Below are 16,418 nucleotides of genomic sequence, written 5' to 3'. Positions count from 1 at the left end.
CGAGTAGCAGGAGCCGCACTGGTCCGGGGCAGTTTCCTCACATCGTCACGAAATTGTTCGTCGCGGCAACAAACGTAACGTCGTGGGGTCCGCGGACGCGTCCTGCGTGAAACGCGACCCCTCCAGGCTGGGCGCGCGAGCCGTGCCACCCCCTGGGCGCGGTCGCCGAACACGAGGGAGACACCACCTGTGCACGCATCCATGCGACGGGTCGCCGGCGGACTGCTGACCGCCACGCTGACCGCGACCTTCCTGGGAGCCCTGGGCACCACGAGCGCCGTCGGCGCCACCGTGGCGTCGGGCTCCGACTTCAGCGTCGATCGCGCTCCGGGCGGCTATGCCGTCACGCTCGAGCTCGACGCCCCCCTGCCCGTCAAGGACGACGCCCCCACGCTCGTCGTCGACGGCAAGGAGATCGGCATCGCCACCGAGTCGCTGAAGGGCGACACGCTCACCGTGCTGACCAGCGACCCCGCCGTCGCCGACGCGACCAGCGTCGAGGCCGGCTGGGCGAGCCGCAGCGCCTCCGCCAAGGCCGAGCGCACCGGCGAGGTGGCCCAGCCGGAGGAGCTCGCCGACCCCTCCACCCTAGAGACGCTCGACGCGAACCCCGCCTCGACCGGCTCCTACGAGTACACGCAGGCCGACTACGACTTCGGCACGCAGTCCGTCGCACTCGCCAACATCGGCGGCGTGCGCGGCGAGATGCAGGGCCGGCTCTACCTGCCCAAGACGGGCGGGAAGCGCCCCGTCGTCCTGCTGCTGCACGGGCGCCACTCCACCTGCTACGCCGAGGGCAGCTCCAGCGCGTCGCTCGCGTGGCCGTGCTCGGGCACGCGCCCGCTGTCGATCCCGAGCTACGCCGGCTACGACGGCACCGGGCAGGCCCTCGCGAGCCACGGCTACGCCGTCATCTCGATCTCGGCCAACGCCGTGAACGCGAACGACAACCCGCGCTCGCCCGACCAGGGCGCCCAGGCGCGCGGTCAGCTGGTCCTCGACACGCTGTCGCTGCTGCGCGAGGCCGACGCCGGCCAGCCGGTGACGCTGCACGACGACGCCCGCGACCTCGACGTCACCCTCGACGATGCACTGCAGGACCCGCTCACCGCGGCCGACCTGCAGGGCCGCTTCGACCTGTCCGAGGTGGGCCTCATGGGCCACTCGCGCGGTGGTGAGGGCATCACCTCGGCGGCCACGCTGAACGCGGCGCTCGACGAGCCGTTCGGCATCAAGAGCCTGCTGCCGCTCGCGCCGGTCGACTTCGGTCGCATGACGGTGCCGAACGTGCCGCTCAACGTCGTCCTGCCGTACTGCGACGGCGACGTGTCGAACCAGCAGGGTCAGCACATGCTGGACGACTCGCGCTACGCGTTCGACGACGACGCGCTGCGGGCCGCCACCTGGGTCATGGGCGCGAACCACAACTTCTTCAACACCGTCTGGACGCCCGGGAAGTTCCCGGCCGGCGTCAGCGACGACTGGGGCGCCACGTCGACGAACCAGACGTGTGGTCCGGTCCCGGCCGTCGCCGCGACGTCGATCCGCCTGTCGGCCGACGCGCAGTACGACCTGGGCACCGCCTACATGGCCGGCTGGTTCCGGCTGACGCTCGGTGACGAGAAGCAGTTCCTGCCGATGTTCGACGGCTCGGGCACGCGCCCGGAGGTCGTCGGGAACGCCGACGTCCGCACCGTCACGACCGCGCCCTCGTCGGCGCGCTCGACCCTGACGTCGTTCGAGTCGACCAGCTCGCTCGTGCGCACGTCGGGACTGGCCACGGCGCAGCCCTGCGCGAGCCTGGCGGGTCGCACCATCCCGGCCGCGGCTCCCGCCTGCTCGACGCTCGCGTCGTCGCAGGTGCCGCACTGGACGCCCGCCAGCAACGGCGGCAACGTGCCCGCGACACCCGTCACCCGGTTCACCTGGACCGGCGACACGGGTGCCGTGCTGGTGACGGTGCCGAAGGCCAAGCGCGACGCGAGCGGGTTCGACCGGCTGTCGCTGAAGGTGGCCGCCGACGAGACCGTCGTGACCGGCACCGACCTGACCCTCGCGGTCAAGGACGGCTCCGGCGTGACGTGGTCGTCGAAGGTCTCGGCGCTCAACCCGTACGCCCTCGTGCGCATGCCGGCACCCTCGGACTCGACGACGACGGTGCTCAAGAAGATCGTGCTGCAGCAGGTGAACGTGCCGGTCTCGGCGCTGAAGGACGCCGGGCTCGACGTGGCCGACGTGCGGGAGGTGCGGCTGACGGCCGCGACCGGCGCGGACGCCACGACCACCGGCGCGGCGTACCTGTCCGACCTCGCGTGGGAGTCGTCCTCGCTCGGGACGCCCACCGTGAAGAAGGAGAACACCGTCAACGTGTTCGCCACGGCCGTCGAGGAGGGCGCCTCGGCCGGCACCGCCGACGTGGGGGTCTACCTGGCGCAGCCCGCGACCGAGCCGGTCGTCGCGTACGTCAGCGTCCTCGGCTCCACCACGGGCCGCGGCGGCATCGCGATGGAGAAGGTGACCTTCGCGCCAGGCGAGACGTGCAAGGTCGTCACCGGGTCGATCCTCGGCGACAGCCTGGCGTCGACGTCGGCGAGCACGGCGGTCAAGGTCTCGGCGATCAACACCTCCGGTGCCGTCATGGGTGCCAAGGCGTTCGGCTACCTCACGGTCCGTGAGGACGACGGCGTCACCGGCTCGGCCGTGGCACTGCCGCCGGTGGGCGCGCAGGGCGACCCGTGCGAGGAGCTGGCGCACTCGACCGAGGTCGGCGCCGTCACGGTCGACGACCCCACGCCCGCTCCGGGTGGTGCGGTCACGCTGACCGCGTCGGGCTACCGGTCCGGCGAGGGCGTCACGTTCTCGCTCGGCTCGAGCACGCTCGGCACCGCGATCGCCGACCCGTCCGGGGTGGCCGTGCTCAGCGCGACCGTCCCGGCCGACTTCGCCATCGGCGAGGCGGGCGTCAAGGCGGTCGGCGCGGGCTACGGCCTCACGTCGACCGGCTCGCTCGAGGTGCTGACCGAGACGTCCACGGAGCTGGCGATCGACCCGGAGCTCCCGGCGATCAACCAGCCCGTGACGCTGACGGCCACGGTCACGGCCGGCGACGGCGGCACCGTCACCTTCGCCGACGGCGACACGGTGCTCGGCACGTCGGTGGTCGAGAACGGCACGGCCACCCTCGCGGTGCCCGGCTTCAAGGCCGGCTCGCACGAGCTGGTCGCGTCGCTCGCGAAGACGGCGACCGCGCAGGCGTCGCAGTCGGGTGCGGTCTCGTTCACGCTCACCAAGGGTGCCTCGACGATCGCGCTGGTCATGGCGTCGGCGCAGAGCACCTTCGGCTCCCCGTTGGAGGGTGCCGTGGCGGTCGCCGGGGCCGACGAGGGCACGGTGACGGTCACCGTCGCCGGCACGCCCGTGACGGTCGCGCTCGACGCGCAGGGCACGGGACGCTTCCAGCTCCCGGCCACGCTGAAGGTCGGCTCGCACACGGTGAGCGCGGTCTTCGACGGCACGGACGAGGTCGAGGCGAGCGGCACGGCCACGGCCGACGTCACCGTCGTGAAGCGGGCGACGACGACGGTCACGAACGCGACGTCGTCGGTCAAGCGGAGCGCGACGTACCGGGTGCGTGCGACGGTCTCGCCGACCGTGGCGGGCGTCGCCCCGTCGGGCGTGGTGCGGGTGTACGTCAAGGCGCCGGGCGCCAAGTCGTTCACCTGGGCCAAGACGATGCGCCTCTCCGGTGGCACGGTCGTGACCACGCTGAAGGCGCCGAGGACGAAGGGCACGCTGTCCGTCCGCACGGTCTACGCGGGCGACGGCTCCTTCACCGGCAGCACCAGCGCGACGAAGGGGGTGCGCATCCGCTGACCCGCTGAGCGCGCCGACGGGCGTCCGGTCCACCCCGGACCGGGCGCCCGTCGTCCGTCCCGCTCCGTGCCCCGGCGGAGGCTAGTGTCGACGTGACGCAGTCCAGGGGCCGGAGGGGAGCGGGACGTGGGGCGGTTCGGGAGCAGGGTCGCCGACCCGAGGGCGTGGGTCGTGGAGCTCGGCCCCGACGAGGATGCGCTCGCACCGGCGGCCGTCGTCGGGACGGTGCAGGAGGCGTTCGAGCTCCTGAGCGAGGCGCACGCCCGGGCACCCCACCTGCACAACGTGGCCCACGACTGGCCCTTGCGGTCCGGCTCGCCGCTCGCGCCGGGGGAGCGTCGCGGGGTGCACGTCGTGCTCGGCGCCGACGGGACCTGTGAGGTGTTCGACGACGAGGCCGCGGCCGGTGCCGCCGCGCGGCAGGTCGCCGACCGGGCGGACGGCCGTCCTCCCGGCGCCCCGCCCGTGGTGAGCGGGGAGACCGGCACGTGGCTGGTGGCCCTCGACGGCGCCGGTTCCCGCTAGGCTGGTCCCACCACGACAGGGGAGCGCCACGCAGAGGGCGCTGAGAGTGCGGAGAAGCCGCAGACCCTTGAACCTGCTCCGGTTAGCACCGGCGAAGGGAGTCACGATGAGTAGTTCTGCATCCACGCGTCCGTCCACCGACCTGGGGTCGGCGTTCCGGTACCGCACCGTCGACCTCGTCACGATCGCGACGCTCGCCGTCGCCATCGGCGTCACCTTCTGGGTCTGGGGCAAGGCCTACGCCGGCATCAGCGCGCTGGCGGTCTTCTCCTTCCCGCCGTCCCTCGGTCTGCTGGCCGGGCCCTGGCTGCTGGCGGGTGTCGTCGCCGGCCTGATCATCCGCCGCCCGGGTGCCGCGCTCGTGACCGAGCTCGCCGCCGCTGCGGTCTCGGCGCTCGTCCCCGGCGGCACCGAGTGGGGGCTGAGCGTCCTGGCCTCGGGACTCGTGCAGGGCCTGGGCGCCGAGCTCGTCCTCGCGCTGTTCCTGTACCGACGGTTCTCCCTCGGCGTCGCCGTCCTGGCCGGCGCCGGAGCCGGTGCGTTCGGCTCGGTCTACGAGTGGTTCGCCTACTGGGAAGGCGTCTTCTCCGGAACGGACCGCCTGGTCCACCTCGCGTTCTTCGCGCTGTCCGGCGCGGTCGTCGCCGGCGCCGGCGGCTGGCTGCTCGTGCGCGCTTTGGCCCGCGCCGGGGTGCTCGACGCCTTCGGCCCCGGCCGCGAGCTGCACGAGCGGAACGCGGTCTGAGCGACCTCCGGCCAGGTCAGGTCCGCGTCGAGGGCCTGACCTGGCGCCCGCTCGGTCGTCGCCACCCGGTCGTCGCCGGTCTCGACGTGCGCGTCGACCCCGGCGAGCGGGTGATGCTGCTCGGCCCGAGCGGCGCGGGGAAGTCCACGCTGCTCCACGCGCTCGTCGGCGCCCTCGGCACCACGTTGTCGGGCGACCTGACCGGCACGGTCGAGGTCGGCGGGGTCCTCGGCTTCGTCCCCCAGGCACCGGGCGACGCGGTGGTGGCCGAGCGGATCGGCCGCGACGTCGCCTTCGGGCCGGAGAACCGCGCCCTCGCCCGACCGGAGATCTGGGCCCGTGTCGACCGCGCCCTGGCCGACGTCGGCCTGACCTACGGCCGGGAGCACCCGACGGCGGCGCTCTCCGGCGGCGAGCTGCAGCGCCTGGCCCTCGCCGGTGCGCTGGCCGTCGAGCCCGACGTGCTGCTGCTGGACGAGCCGACGTCGATGCTGGACCCCGAGCATGCCGCGTCGGTGCGCGAGGCGGTGCGCACGACTGTCGGCGCCCGCGGTGCCACGCTGCTCGTCGTCGAGCACCGCATGGGTCCGTGGCTCGACCTCGTCGACCGCGTGCTGGTGCTGGGACGCGACGGAGCGCTACTGGCCGACGTCGCGCCCGACGTGCTCGTGCGCGACCACGCCGAGGCCATGGGCCGGCTCGGGCTCTGGATGCCGGGCCTGCCCGCGCCCACGCCCCTGGAGGTCGATCCCCGGCTGGTCGCGCCCGCCTCGCGGGCGACGTCCGTGGTGGCGCAGGACCTCGTCGTCGACCTGACCAGCCGGTCGATGCGCGGCGTCACGCGGACCCGCGCGCTCGACGGGGTGAACGCCCGGCTGGACCCGGGCCGGCTCACGGCCGTCACCGGGCCGAGCGGTGCCGGCAAGTCGACGCTGCTCGCCGCCCTCGGCGGGCTCCTCGAGCCGACGTCGGGGCGGGTGACGCCGTCACGTCACCGGCTCCGCAGCCGCGAGCTCGCCGCGCAGGTCGGCTGGTCGTCCCAGGTCCCCGAGCACGGGTTCGTCGCCGCGACCGTGCGCGAGGAGGTCGCGCTCACCGCCGGCCGGACCGGGCGCACCGTCGACGTCGACGCCCTGCTGGACGTCGTCGGCCTGGGTGCGCTGGCGTCCACGCACCCGTTCCGGCTCTCGGGCGGCGAGCAGCGACGGGTCTCGATGCTGACGGCCGTCGCCCACCGTCCGGAGGTCGTGCTGCTCGACGAGCCGACCGTGGGTCAGGACCGGGACACGTGGGCGGCCGTGGTCGGGCTCGCGCTCGCCGCGGCGGGCGAGGGCGCCGTGGTCGCCGCGGCCACCCACGACGCCGACGTCGTCGACCTGGCGGCCGAGCGGGTGGAGGTGGCCCCATGAGACGCGTCCTGGCTCGGACGAACCCGCTGGCCCTGATGTGGATCGGGGTGGCGGCACTGCTCGGCTCCTTCGCCGTCCGCGACCTTCCGTCCGCCGTCGCCGCGGCCACGGGGTGGGCCCTTGCCGGCCTCCTCGTCCTGCCGTCCTGGCGCTACCCGGTGGCGTGCCTCGCACTGTGCGGCGTGTCCGCGGGTCTGGTGGCCTACTCGGCCTGGCGGCTCGGCAACCCCGACCACGCGCCGGTGGCGGCGCTGCGGATCCTGGTGCTCGCCTGGCCGGGGGCCGTGGTCGTCGCGTTCGTCGACCTGTCCGACCTGGGGGACGAGCTCGCCCAGCGGCTCCACCTGCCCGGTCGTCCGGTGGCGGCCTTCGTCGCGTCGCTGCAGCGGGTGTCCGGCTTCGGCGTGACCGTGCAGCAGGTGCTCCGGGCACGCCGCGTGCGCGGCACCGGGCCGGACGGACCGGTGTCGGCCGTCCGCCACGCCGGGTCGGTCACCTTCGCCATGCTGGCCGCCGCCCTGCGCGACGCCGGGCGGACGTCGATCGCGATGGACGCCCGCGGGTTCGCGACCGCGACGCGACGGACCTGGGCCCAGGGGGTGCCATGGACCGTGCGCGACACCGCCGTCGTCGTGGTCGCGACCCTGCTGGCGCTCGTGCCCGTGGTCGCACGCGTCCTGACGTAGGTCGCGGGGGTGCACAAAGGGGACGAGGTCGTCTAGGCTGCGAACTAAGCAAGCGCTTAGTCGTCGCCCGAGGGCGACCTGTCCCGGAGGTAGTCCCATGGCCCGCGTGTTCGACAGTCTCGACGACTTCAAGGCAGCTGCCGGGCAGGAGCTCGGCACCAGCGACTGGGTCACCGTGACGCAGGAGCAGATCAACACCTTCGCCGACGCCACCGGCGACCACCAGTGGATCCACGTCGACCCCGAGCGCGCCGCGTCCGGCCCGTTCGGCGGCACGATCGCCCACGGCTACCTGACGCTGTCGCTGCTGCCGGTGTTCTCGGAGAACATCTACGCGGTCAACGGCCTGGCCATGGGGGTGAACTACGGCGCCAACAAGGTGCGCTTCCCGAACCCGGTCCCCGTCGACTCGCGGCTGCGCGCGACGGCGACGCTCAAGGAGACCAGCGACATCCCGATCGGCACCCAGGCCGTCATCACGTTCGTCGTCGAGCGCGAGGGCGCGGAGAAGCCGGTCTGCATCGCCGAGGTCGTCTACGTGATGGCGGCGGCCTGACATGCACTTCGCCTTCGACGAGACCACCACGGAGCTGATCGCGAAGCTCGAGGCCTTCATGGACGAGGCCGTCTACCCGGCCGAGGCCGAGGCCGCCGAGCAGATCGAGGCCCTCTACGCCGAGGATCGCTGGGACCCGCCGGCCGTGCTCGACGGCCTCAAGGCCGAGGCGCGCGAGCGTGGCCTCTGGAACTTCTTCCTCGCCGGCCACCCGGAGCGCGGCGGCCTGACGAACCTGCAGTACGCGCCGCTCGCCGAGATCACGGGTCGCTCGATCCAGCTCGCGCCCGCCGCGCTCAACTGCGCCGCGCCCGACACGGGCAACATGGAGGTGCTGACCATGTTCGGCACCCCGGAGCAGAAGGAGCAGTGGCTCGAGCCGCTCCTGGAGGGCGAGATCCGCTCGGCGTTCGCCATGACCGAGCCCGACGTCGCCTCCTCCGACGCCACCAACATCGAGCTGTCGATCGTGCGCGACGGCGACGAGTACGTCATCAACGGTCGCAAGTGGTGGATCACCGGCGCGATGAACCCGAACTGCCGCGTCTTCATCGTCATGGGCAAGACCGACCCGTCGGCCGAGCGGCACCGCCAGCAGTCGATGATCCTCGTCCCGCGCGACACCCCCGGCCTCGAGGTCGTGCGCGGCATGCACGTGTTCGGCTACCACGACCGCGACCACGGCGGCCACGCCGAGCTGCGGTTCACCGACGTCCGCGTGCCCGCGTCGAACCTCATCGGCGGCGAGGGCGAGGGCTTCGCGATCGCGCAGGCGCGGCTCGGGCCCGGGCGCATCCACCACTGCATGCGCTCCATCGGCATCGCCGAGCGCGCCGTCCAGTACATGTGCGAGCGGGCGCTGAGCCGCACCACCTTCGGCAAGCCGATCGCCCAGCAAGGCGTCGTGCAGGACTGGATCGCGGAGTCGCGCGTGCGGCTGGAGCAGCTGCGCCTGCTGACGCTCAAGACCGCCTGGCTCATGGACACCGTCGGCAACCGCGGGGCCCACAAGGAGATCCAGGCCATCAAGATCACCACGCCGCAGACGGTCGAGTGGATCCTCGACAAGGCCATCCAGGTGCACGGCGCGGGCGGTCTCAGCCAGGACTTCCCGCTCGCGGAGATGTTCGCCGGCATCCGCACGCTCCGCTTCGCCGACGGTCCCGACGAGGTGCACAAGGCGTCGCTGGCGCGGGCCGAGCTGAAGAAGTACGCGGTGCGCGGATGAAGGTGGGGCGCGGATGAAGGTGGGGCGCGGATGAGGGTGGAGGGCGCGGCCGCCGTCGTCACCGGCGCGGCCGGCGGCATCGGCCTCGCGGTGGCGCGCGCCCTGCTGGAGCGGGGCGCGGCCTCGGTCGTGCTGGCCGACCTCGACGGTGACCGGCTCGCCGACGCGGCCTCCGCCCTCGCCGAGGAGTTCGGCGAGCGGGTGCTGCACCGCGCGGCCGACGTGACGGCGGAGATCGGCGTCGACGCCGTGCTGCAGACGTCGCCGACCCCGGTCGACCTGTACGTCGCGAACGCCGGCGTGTTCCAGGGCTTCGGCCTCGACGCGGCGCCCCAGGACTGGGCGGCGTCGTGGGACGTCAACGTCATGGCCCACGTGGCCGCGGCGCGGGCACTCGTGCCGCAGTGGCTGGAGCGGGGTGCGACGGACGGCCCGGCGGGCTGCTTCGTGAGCGTCGCGTCGGCGGCGGGGCTGCTGACGCAGCTGGGCTCGCCGACCTACTCGGTGACCAAGCACGCCGCCGTCGGCTTCGCGGAGTGGCTGGCGGCCACGTACGGCGACCGCGGCGTCCAGGTGACGACGGCCTGCCCGATGGGCGTGCGCACGGCGATGCTCGAGGAAGGGGAGACGTCGACCGACGCCGACGCACGCCTCGGCATGCGGGCGGTCACGTCGGCCGGCGAGCCGCTCGACCCGTCCGACGTCGCCGCCACGATCCTCGACGCGGTCGAGGACGGACGCTTCCAGGCCCTGCCCCACCCCGAGGTCGCCACGATGTGGGCCCAGAAGGCGTCCGACCCCGACCGCTGGGTCGCCGGCATGCAGCGCTACCGCCGCACCCTCGAGTCCTGACCCACCCCACCCCCACCCCACCTCCAACTTTCGGACAGTTGCGGGGCGTTGCGGGGCGTGAGAACGCCCCGCAAGTGTCCGAAAGTTGGGGGAGGGGTGGCGGTGGGTAGGGTCGCGGCCATGAAGATCGGACCCGGCCTCGTGGTGCCCGCCCTCGCCGAGCTCGTCGTGCTGGCGCTCTACGTCACCGACGTGCTGGGCGACGTCGACTGGCCCGACGGCTTCGTCGTGCCGGGACGGGTCCTGCTCGTCGTGGCGGCCCTCGTCGTCGCCGGCATCTGCTACCAGGCGTGGTCGACGGTCACCGCCGAGCAGCGCACCCCGGTGGTGCACGCCGCGGCCGGCGCGTCGCTGGTCGGCGGGGCCGCCCTGACGTCGGCCGTCTTCTCCGCCCCCGAGGGCGCCCTGCTGGGTGCGCACGCCCTCGCGACGCTCGGCACGGCCGCGCTCGTCGCCGCCGTCGTCTGCCACCAGATGTCGACCGCCCGCCGCAGCCTCGGCTGAGCCCCCGTCCCACGACTCCCCCGCCCCACGACGCAGACCCCACGCCCACGACGCGACGACGCCCCGCCCGGGTCCCGGGCGGGGCGTCGTGCTCGACGCTGAGGGAGGTCAGGCGCCGATGTCGCCGCCGTCCTTGCGTCGCACGAGGGCGACGGCCGGACGGGGCAGGGAGGTGCCTCCGTCGGGCCAGTGGGACGCCGGCGCGTCGGCGGTCGCGCCGTCCTTCTCGCCCGGGTGCTGGACGCAGACCAGGACGCGCTTGCGCTGCACGACCGGGCCGCACGTCTCCGCACCGAACGGCACCGTGAGGAACTGGCGGGTCAGGCCGCGGTCACGACCCTCCACCGCCACGCCGAACAGGCCGTCGTTCGAGCCGAGCGCGTTGCCGTCCGTGGAGATCCACAGGTTCCCGTGCCGGTCGAACGCGACGTTGTCGGGGCACGAGATCGGCGAGACCTGCGACTTGTCGTAGCCGCCGAAGTACGTCGACGGGTCGTTCGGGTCGCCGCACACGAGCAGCAGGTTCCACTCGAACCTGGTGGACGCGCTGTCGTTGCGCCGCTCCGTCAGCTCCAGCACGTGGCCGTTCTTGTTGGCCTTGCGCGGGTTCGCCTCGTCGGATCCGGCCTTGCCGGACGCGCCGCGGTTGGAGTTGTTCGTCAGCGCGACGTAGACCTTGCCGCTCACGGGGCTCGGCTCGACGTCCTCCGGGCGGTCCATCTTGGTGGCGCCCACCTGGTCGGCGGCGAGGCGCGTGAACAGGAGCACCTCCTCGGCCGTGAAGCCCTGGACGAACGAGCGGTCGCCGCTCACGAGCGGGATCCAGGCGCCGGAGCCGTCGAACTGCCCGTCCTTGGGCAGCGTGCCGGAGCCGTCGATCTGCGCGGACGGCGAGTCGCCGGTGAGGCGGGCGACGTAGAGCGTGCCGTGGTCCAGCAGCGTGTCGTTGTGACGCTTCGCGGCGCGCGAGGTGCCCTTCTTGACCTTGTCGCGCGAGACGAACTTGTAGAGGTAGTCGAAGCGCTCGTCGTCGCCCATGTACACCGCGACGCGACCGTCCTTCGTGATGCGGGGCGTCGCGGCCTCGTGCTTGAAGCGGCCGAGGGCGGTGCGCTTGCGCGGCGTCGACGTCGGGTCGTAGGGGTCGATCTCGACGATCCAGCCGAAGCGGTTGACCTCGTTCGGCTCGACGGTCAGGTCGAAGCGCTCGTCGAACTTCTCCCACTGGCGGGTGGTCGCGTTGCCGGACACGCCGTAGCGGGCGAGCCGCTGGGCCGTCGTCGGGTCGGTGACCTGGGCCGCGTTGGCGAAGTACTGGTTGAAGTTCTCCTCGGCCGTCAGCCAGGTGCCCCACGGGGTGGTGCCGCCGGCGCAGTTGTTGAGCGTCCCCAGCACCGTGCGGCCCCTCGGGTCGGCCTTGGTGCGCACGAGCGCGTGGCCGGCGACCGGACCGGTGAGCACGAACCGCGACTGCGTGTGGAAGCGGCGGTTGAGCCGGTGCCCGACGACCGGCTTGAGCGAGCCGGACCGGGTCTCCTGCACCGTGACGACCGACAGGCCGTGCGCGGCCCACGACGTCTCGACCTGCTCCTTGGTCGGGTTGGCCGCGTCGTAGCCGGGGTACATCATCTCCTCGGTCGTGTACTCGTGGTTGGCCACGAGCAGCTGCGTGCCGCGGGCGAGCGGCAGCAGGGCCAGGAAGTCGTTGTTGAAGCCGAACTGGCGACGCTGCGCCGCGCCGCTCTGGGTGGTCGGCGACCAGCGCGGCGAGTCCTTGAACAGCGGGTCGCCCCAGCGGATCACGACGTCCTGCGTGTAGCCCTCGGGGACGCTGACGGCGTCGGCGGTGTTGGGCGCGACCGGACGGAACCGCAGGCCGAGCGGGCCCTTCTTCACGGTCGAGGAGGCGGGACCGCCCTTCGCGGCGGGCAGGCTGACGGGGGCGGCGGCCACGGGGCCGGCGAACGCGGCGGTGGCGGCGGTCGCGGCACCGATGACGGCACCGGCGCGCAGCACGCCGCGGCGGCTGGCGACCTGCGCCATGACGTCGGCGAAGGTCTCGTTCGACGACGTGTTGGGTGCGTCGTGCGAGCAGGCGTCGCCGCAGCGGTACAGGCACGTCATGGCCGCGCGGCCGGACGCACAGGGGGCGGTGGGGGAGCAGCCCTCGACGTCACCGGTGTGGGGGACGACGGGCAGCAGGGGGCGTTCGGGCGAGATCGTCACGAGAAGAGTTCCTCCAGAGCCGGGGGACGTCGGGCCGTCCCCCTCGACGTGCTGACGCTAGGGAAGGCGGTCCACGCCGACGTGGACCTGCGGTGAACACGAGGTGACGGCCTCCTCGGCGGCCGGACGGACCCGGCGGACTACCCTCGGCGACATGGCCATCGAGCTCCGCACCCCCGCCCAGGTCGACGAGATGCGCGCCGCCGGGCAGTTCGTCGGCGAGGTCCTCACCGCCCTCGTCGACGCCGCCGACGTCGGTGTCGACCTGCTCGACCTCGACGCCCTCGCGCACCGGATGATCCGTGAGCGCGGCGCGGAGTCCTGCTACATCGACTACGCCCCCTCCTTCGGGCGCGGGCCCTTCGGCAAGGTGCTGTGCACGTCGGTCAACGACGCGGTCCTGCACGGTCTGCCGCACCGCTACCGGCTGAAGGACGGCGACCTCGTCAGCTTCGACTTCGCCTGCTCGGTCGACGGCTGGGTCGGCGACTCCGCCGTCAGCATCGTCGTGGGGACGCCGCGCGAGGAGGACCTTGCCCTCATCGCCGCCACCGAGGAGGCGCTCGCGGCCGGCATCGACGCGGCCCGCGCGGGCAACCGGCTCGGCGACATCAGCGCCGCGATCGGCGGGGTCGCCCGGTCGCACGGCCTGCTCGTCAACACCCAGTTCGGCGGCCACAGCGTCGGGCGCACCATGCACGGCGACCTGCACCTGCCGAACGACGGTCGGCCCGGTCGCGGCGTCCGGCTCGACCCCGGTCTGGTCGTGGCCATCGAGCCGTGGTTCCTGCAGTCGACCGACGAGATCGTCATGGACCCTGACGGCTGGACGATCCGCAGCGCCGACGGGTCGCGCGGCGCGCACAGCGAGCACACCATCGCCGTCACCGACGGCGACCCGGTGATCCTCACCGCGCGCGCCCGCTGATCCCCTACTGCCCCAGGGGCGGTCGGCGGGCGTGCCACGGGTCCGCCTGCTCGACCTGGGCGCACAGGGAGAGGAGCGGACCGTCCTCGCCGGGGCGGCCGGCGAGCATGACCCCCACCGGCAGCCCGTCGACCACGGACAGCGGCAGGCTCGCGGCCGGGACGCCCGCCATGTTGTAGACGGCCGTGTACGGCGTGAAGTCGAGCTCGCGACGGTGGTCCTCGACGGGGTCGCCGGACTCGGTGAACCACGCGACCGGCTGCGGCGGCAGGGCGAGGGTCGGGGTGAGCCAGGCGTCGAACCCGGCCATGGACGTCACGACGTCGCGCGTCGTGGCCTCGAGGAACTGGATCGCCCGCGCGAGCTCGGCGGCGCTGTACGTGCGCCCCCGCTCCAGCCAGTAGCGGGTCGTCGGACGCAGCAGGTCGAGCGCCGCGTCGGGGATCGGGGCCGCGGCCATGCCGCTGGACCAGACGACGTTGAACTGCGGCTCGAGCGCGGGCGGGAACGGGTTGTCGACGTCGACGACCTCGTGGCCGAGGGAGCGCAGCACGTCGGTCGCGTGCTCCCACGCCCGCACGGACGACGCCGAGGCCTCCACGCCGGGCAGGTAGGGGTCGACCCAGCGGGCGATCCTCAGCCGCTCCGGGCGGCGCGCGGCCCAGGCGGTGAAGGGCTCCGCGGGGTCGGGCAGCGGACGCAGGTCGCCCGGCATGGGGTGCGCCATCGCGTCGAGCAGCGCCGCCGCGTCGCGCACGGTGCGGGCGATCGGACCGTCGCCCGAGAGGCCGCTCCAGTCCGACCCCGTCGGCCCGGCGCTCACCCGACCGCGGCTCGGCTTGAACCCGAAGACGCCGCAGCAGCTCGACGGGATGCGGATCGAGCCGCCACCGTCGCTGCCCTGGGCGAGCGGCACGAGCCCTGCCGCCACGGCTGCGGCGGCGCCCCCGGACGACCCGCCCGCCGTCCGCGACGGGTCCCAGGGGGTGCGGGCCGGGCCCACGAGGTCGTTGTCGGTGTAGGACGACAGCCCCATCTCGGGCGTGTTCGTCTTGCCCAGGCTCACGAAGCCCGCGAGCTGCACGAGCGTCACGACGTGCGCGTCGACGTCGGGCACGTGGTCGGCCATCAGGCGCGACCCGAGCGTGGTGCGCACGCCCGCGGTGGGGGTGAGGTCCTTGAACGCCGTGGGCACGCCGAGGAACGGCGGCAGGTCGCGCGCCGACGTCGAGCGTCGGCGGGCGTCGGCGGCGTGCGCGGCCTCCAGCGCCGCCTCCGCGGTCACCGTCACGAACGCGCCGAGCGTCGCGGCATGCTGCTCCACGCGGGCGAGGTGGTGCTCGACCAGCTCGACCGAGGTGGTCTCCCCGGCCGCCATCGCGTCGGCCATCGCGTGGGCGTCGAGCTCGTGCAGCGCGGTCACCGCTCCAGCGTGCCACGCTGAGCCCGTGCTGCAGTCCGTGGAGGCCCTGCTCGACCCGGTGCTCGACGCGAGCGTGAGGGAGGAGTGGGCGCGGCTCCTCGACGCCGGCCTGCCCAGCCAGGCCCGGCACCCGGGCCCGTCGAACGCCCCGCACGTCACGCTCGCCGTCGCCGAGCGGATCGGCGCCGAGGCCGAGTCCCGGCTCGCCGCTGCCGTGCCGGAGGACCTCCCTGCCCTGCGGCTCGGCGGCCTGCTCGTCCTCCCGGGGCCGTCGGGCCGGTGCGTCCTCGCCCGCTCGGTCGTGGTGTCCGCCGGCCTGCTCGACCTGCACGCGCAGGTGCTCGACGCCGTGGGCGACCAGCCCGGCGTCGTCGCGCACGTGCGGCCCGACGCGTGGACGCCGCACGTCACGCTCGCGCACCGGCTCGACGTCGGGCTCCTGCCCGCGGCTCTGGCCGCACTGTCCGACGTCGGACGCGAGCGGGAGGGTCGTGTCGACGCCGTGCGCCGCTGGGACCCCGAGACGCGGAAGACCTGGCTGCTCTGAGCCGCGCGGCACGTCAGGGACAATCGTCGACGTGGCCGTGCCGAAGGTGATCCTGTTCTACGTCTTCACCCCCGTGCCCGACCCCGACGCGATCCGTGTGTGGCAGCTGAGCCTCGCCGGGTCGCTGGGTCTGCGCGGGCGGGTGATCGTGTCCTCCCACGGGATCAACGCGACGCTCGGCGGCGACCTCGACGCCCTCAAGCGCTACGTGCGGGGCCTGCGCGAGTACGCGCCGTTCCGTGCTGCCGACGTGAAGTGGTCGGCGGGACGCGCCCTCGACGACGGCGTGACGACGGCGCTGTTCCCGCGGCTCTCGGTCAAGGTGCGCGAGGAGGTCGTCACGTTCGGCGCGCCCGACGAGCTGGCCGTCGACGCGGACGGCGTGGTCGGCGGCGGCGAGCACCTCAGCCCCGAGGCGCTGCACGCGCTGGTCGAGACGGAGGACGTCGTCTTCTTCGACGGCCGCAACCGCATCGAGTCCGAGGTCGGACGCTTCGCCGGCGCGGTGCGGCCCGACGTCGAGACCACGCGCGAGTTCGTCGAGCTGCTCGACTCCGGCGCCTACGACGACCTGAAGGACCGGCCCGTCGTCACGTACTGCACGGGCGGCATCCGCTGCGAGGTGCTCACCCCGCTCATGCGCAGCCGCGGGTTCCAGCGCGTGTACCAGCTCGACGGCGGCATCCACCGCTACGGCGAGACGTACGGCGACACCGGGCTCTGGGAGGGGTCGATGTACGTCTTCGACGCCCGCACCACCGTCGAGTTCAGCCCCGACGCGAAGGTCGTGGGGGTCTGCGACACGTGCGGCACGCCGAGTCGCGACGTCGTCGACTGCGCCGACCCGGCGTGCGTGCGGCAGATGGTGCGCTGCCCCGCGTGCACGACCGGGTCGGCCGTCTGCGGCCGCTGACCG

The 16,418-nt window shown here is 73.7% G+C and carries 14 protein-coding genes and 1 riboswitch; of the genes, 12 read left to right on the top strand and 2 right to left on the bottom strand.

Annotated features, from left to right (window positions below; translation table 11 throughout):
- The first annotated feature begins 201 nt into the window (after positions 1–201).
- From AC3WRM_RS04265 to AC3WRM_RS04225, 9 genes are all read left to right on the top strand, one after another.
- Complete coding sequence (locus AC3WRM_RS04265) at positions 202–3,873, top strand: Ig-like domain repeat protein (protein WP_492247483.1); 3,672 nt, start codon at positions 202–204, stop codon at positions 3,871–3,873.
- Between the two features lie 126 nt (positions 3,874–3,999).
- The gene (locus AC3WRM_RS04260) at positions 4,000–4,398 is read left to right on the top strand and encodes a hypothetical protein (protein WP_492247484.1); all 399 of its coding nucleotides are present in this window, start codon (positions 4,000–4,002) and stop codon (positions 4,396–4,398) included.
- A gap of 7 nt (positions 4,399–4,405) precedes the next feature.
- Positions 4,406–4,515, top strand: a riboswitch (TPP riboswitch).
- Positions 4,505–5,143 carry an ECF transporter S component gene (locus tag AC3WRM_RS04255; RefSeq protein ID WP_492247485.1) on the top strand — a complete coding sequence of 213 codons (639 nt, stop codon included), beginning with the start codon at positions 4,505–4,507 and terminating at the stop codon, positions 5,141–5,143. Its footprint overlaps the riboswitch before it by 11 nt.
- An 86-nt stretch (positions 5,144–5,229) precedes the next feature.
- Positions 5,230–6,552 carry an ATP-binding cassette domain-containing protein gene (locus AC3WRM_RS04250; RefSeq protein WP_492247486.1) on the top strand — a complete coding sequence of 441 codons (1,323 nt, stop codon included), beginning with the start codon at positions 5,230–5,232 and terminating at the stop codon, positions 6,550–6,552.
- A complete protein-coding gene (locus tag AC3WRM_RS04245) occupies positions 6,549–7,238 on the top strand; it encodes an energy-coupling factor transporter transmembrane component T family protein (protein WP_492247487.1) in 690 nt (229 codons plus the stop codon). The genes AC3WRM_RS04250 and AC3WRM_RS04245 overlap by 4 nt, the downstream gene beginning before the upstream one ends.
- Before the next feature lie 97 nt (positions 7,239–7,335).
- The gene (locus tag AC3WRM_RS04240) at positions 7,336–7,794 is read left to right on the top strand and encodes a MaoC family dehydratase (RefSeq protein WP_067853399.1); all 459 of its coding nucleotides are present in this window, start codon (positions 7,336–7,338) and stop codon (positions 7,792–7,794) included.
- A 1-nt stretch (position 7,795) separates the two neighbouring features.
- On the top strand, positions 7,796–9,022 hold the full coding sequence (locus tag AC3WRM_RS04235) for an acyl-CoA dehydrogenase family protein (RefSeq protein ID WP_492247488.1): 1,227 nt from the start codon (positions 7,796–7,798) through the stop codon (positions 9,020–9,022).
- A gap of 30 nt (positions 9,023–9,052) precedes the next feature.
- Positions 9,053–9,874, top strand: coding sequence for an SDR family oxidoreductase (locus tag AC3WRM_RS04230; RefSeq protein WP_492247489.1), 822 nt, complete (start codon positions 9,053–9,055; stop codon positions 9,872–9,874).
- Positions 9,875–9,994: 120 nt separating this feature from the next.
- Positions 9,995–10,378: a hypothetical protein gene (locus AC3WRM_RS04225; RefSeq protein ID WP_492247490.1), complete on the top strand. Its 384-nt coding sequence runs from the start codon at positions 9,995–9,997 to the stop codon at positions 10,376–10,378.
- Between the two features lie 108 nt (positions 10,379–10,486).
- Here AC3WRM_RS04225 and AC3WRM_RS04220 read toward each other — a convergent pair whose 3' ends face one another.
- Positions 10,487–12,604, bottom strand: coding sequence for a PhoX family protein (locus AC3WRM_RS04220; protein WP_492247491.1), 2,118 nt, complete (start codon positions 12,602–12,604; stop codon positions 10,487–10,489).
- 154 nt (positions 12,605–12,758) lie between these two features.
- On the opposite strand from AC3WRM_RS04220, the gene map reads away from it, so the two are divergent.
- Positions 12,759–13,532, top strand: coding sequence for a type I methionyl aminopeptidase (gene map / locus AC3WRM_RS04215; RefSeq protein ID WP_492247492.1), 774 nt, complete (start codon positions 12,759–12,761; stop codon positions 13,530–13,532).
- Between the two features lie 4 nt (positions 13,533–13,536).
- On the opposite strand, the gene AC3WRM_RS04210 is transcribed toward map, so the two are convergent.
- The gene (locus tag AC3WRM_RS04210) at positions 13,537–14,955 is read right to left on the bottom strand and encodes an amidase (RefSeq protein ID WP_492247493.1); all 1,419 of its coding nucleotides are present in this window, start codon (positions 14,953–14,955) and stop codon (positions 13,537–13,539) included.
- A gap of 25 nt (positions 14,956–14,980) precedes the next feature.
- Between AC3WRM_RS04210 and AC3WRM_RS04205 the strand changes: the two genes are divergently transcribed.
- Entirely contained in the window at positions 14,981–15,502 is a 522-nt protein-coding gene (locus tag AC3WRM_RS04205) for a 2'-5' RNA ligase family protein (RefSeq protein ID WP_492247494.1), read from the top strand.
- A gap of 31 nt (positions 15,503–15,533) precedes the next feature.
- Positions 15,534–16,415 carry an oxygen-dependent tRNA uridine(34) hydroxylase TrhO gene (trhO, locus tag AC3WRM_RS04200; protein ID WP_492247495.1) on the top strand — a complete coding sequence of 294 codons (882 nt, stop codon included), beginning with the start codon at positions 15,534–15,536 and terminating at the stop codon, positions 16,413–16,415.
- Positions 16,416–16,418 lie beyond the last annotated feature (3 nt).

This window comes from Aeromicrobium sp. EU05-FHT14F07 (genome assembly GCF_058790455.1).
This window is presented reverse-complemented; position numbering and strand designations above follow the sequence as displayed.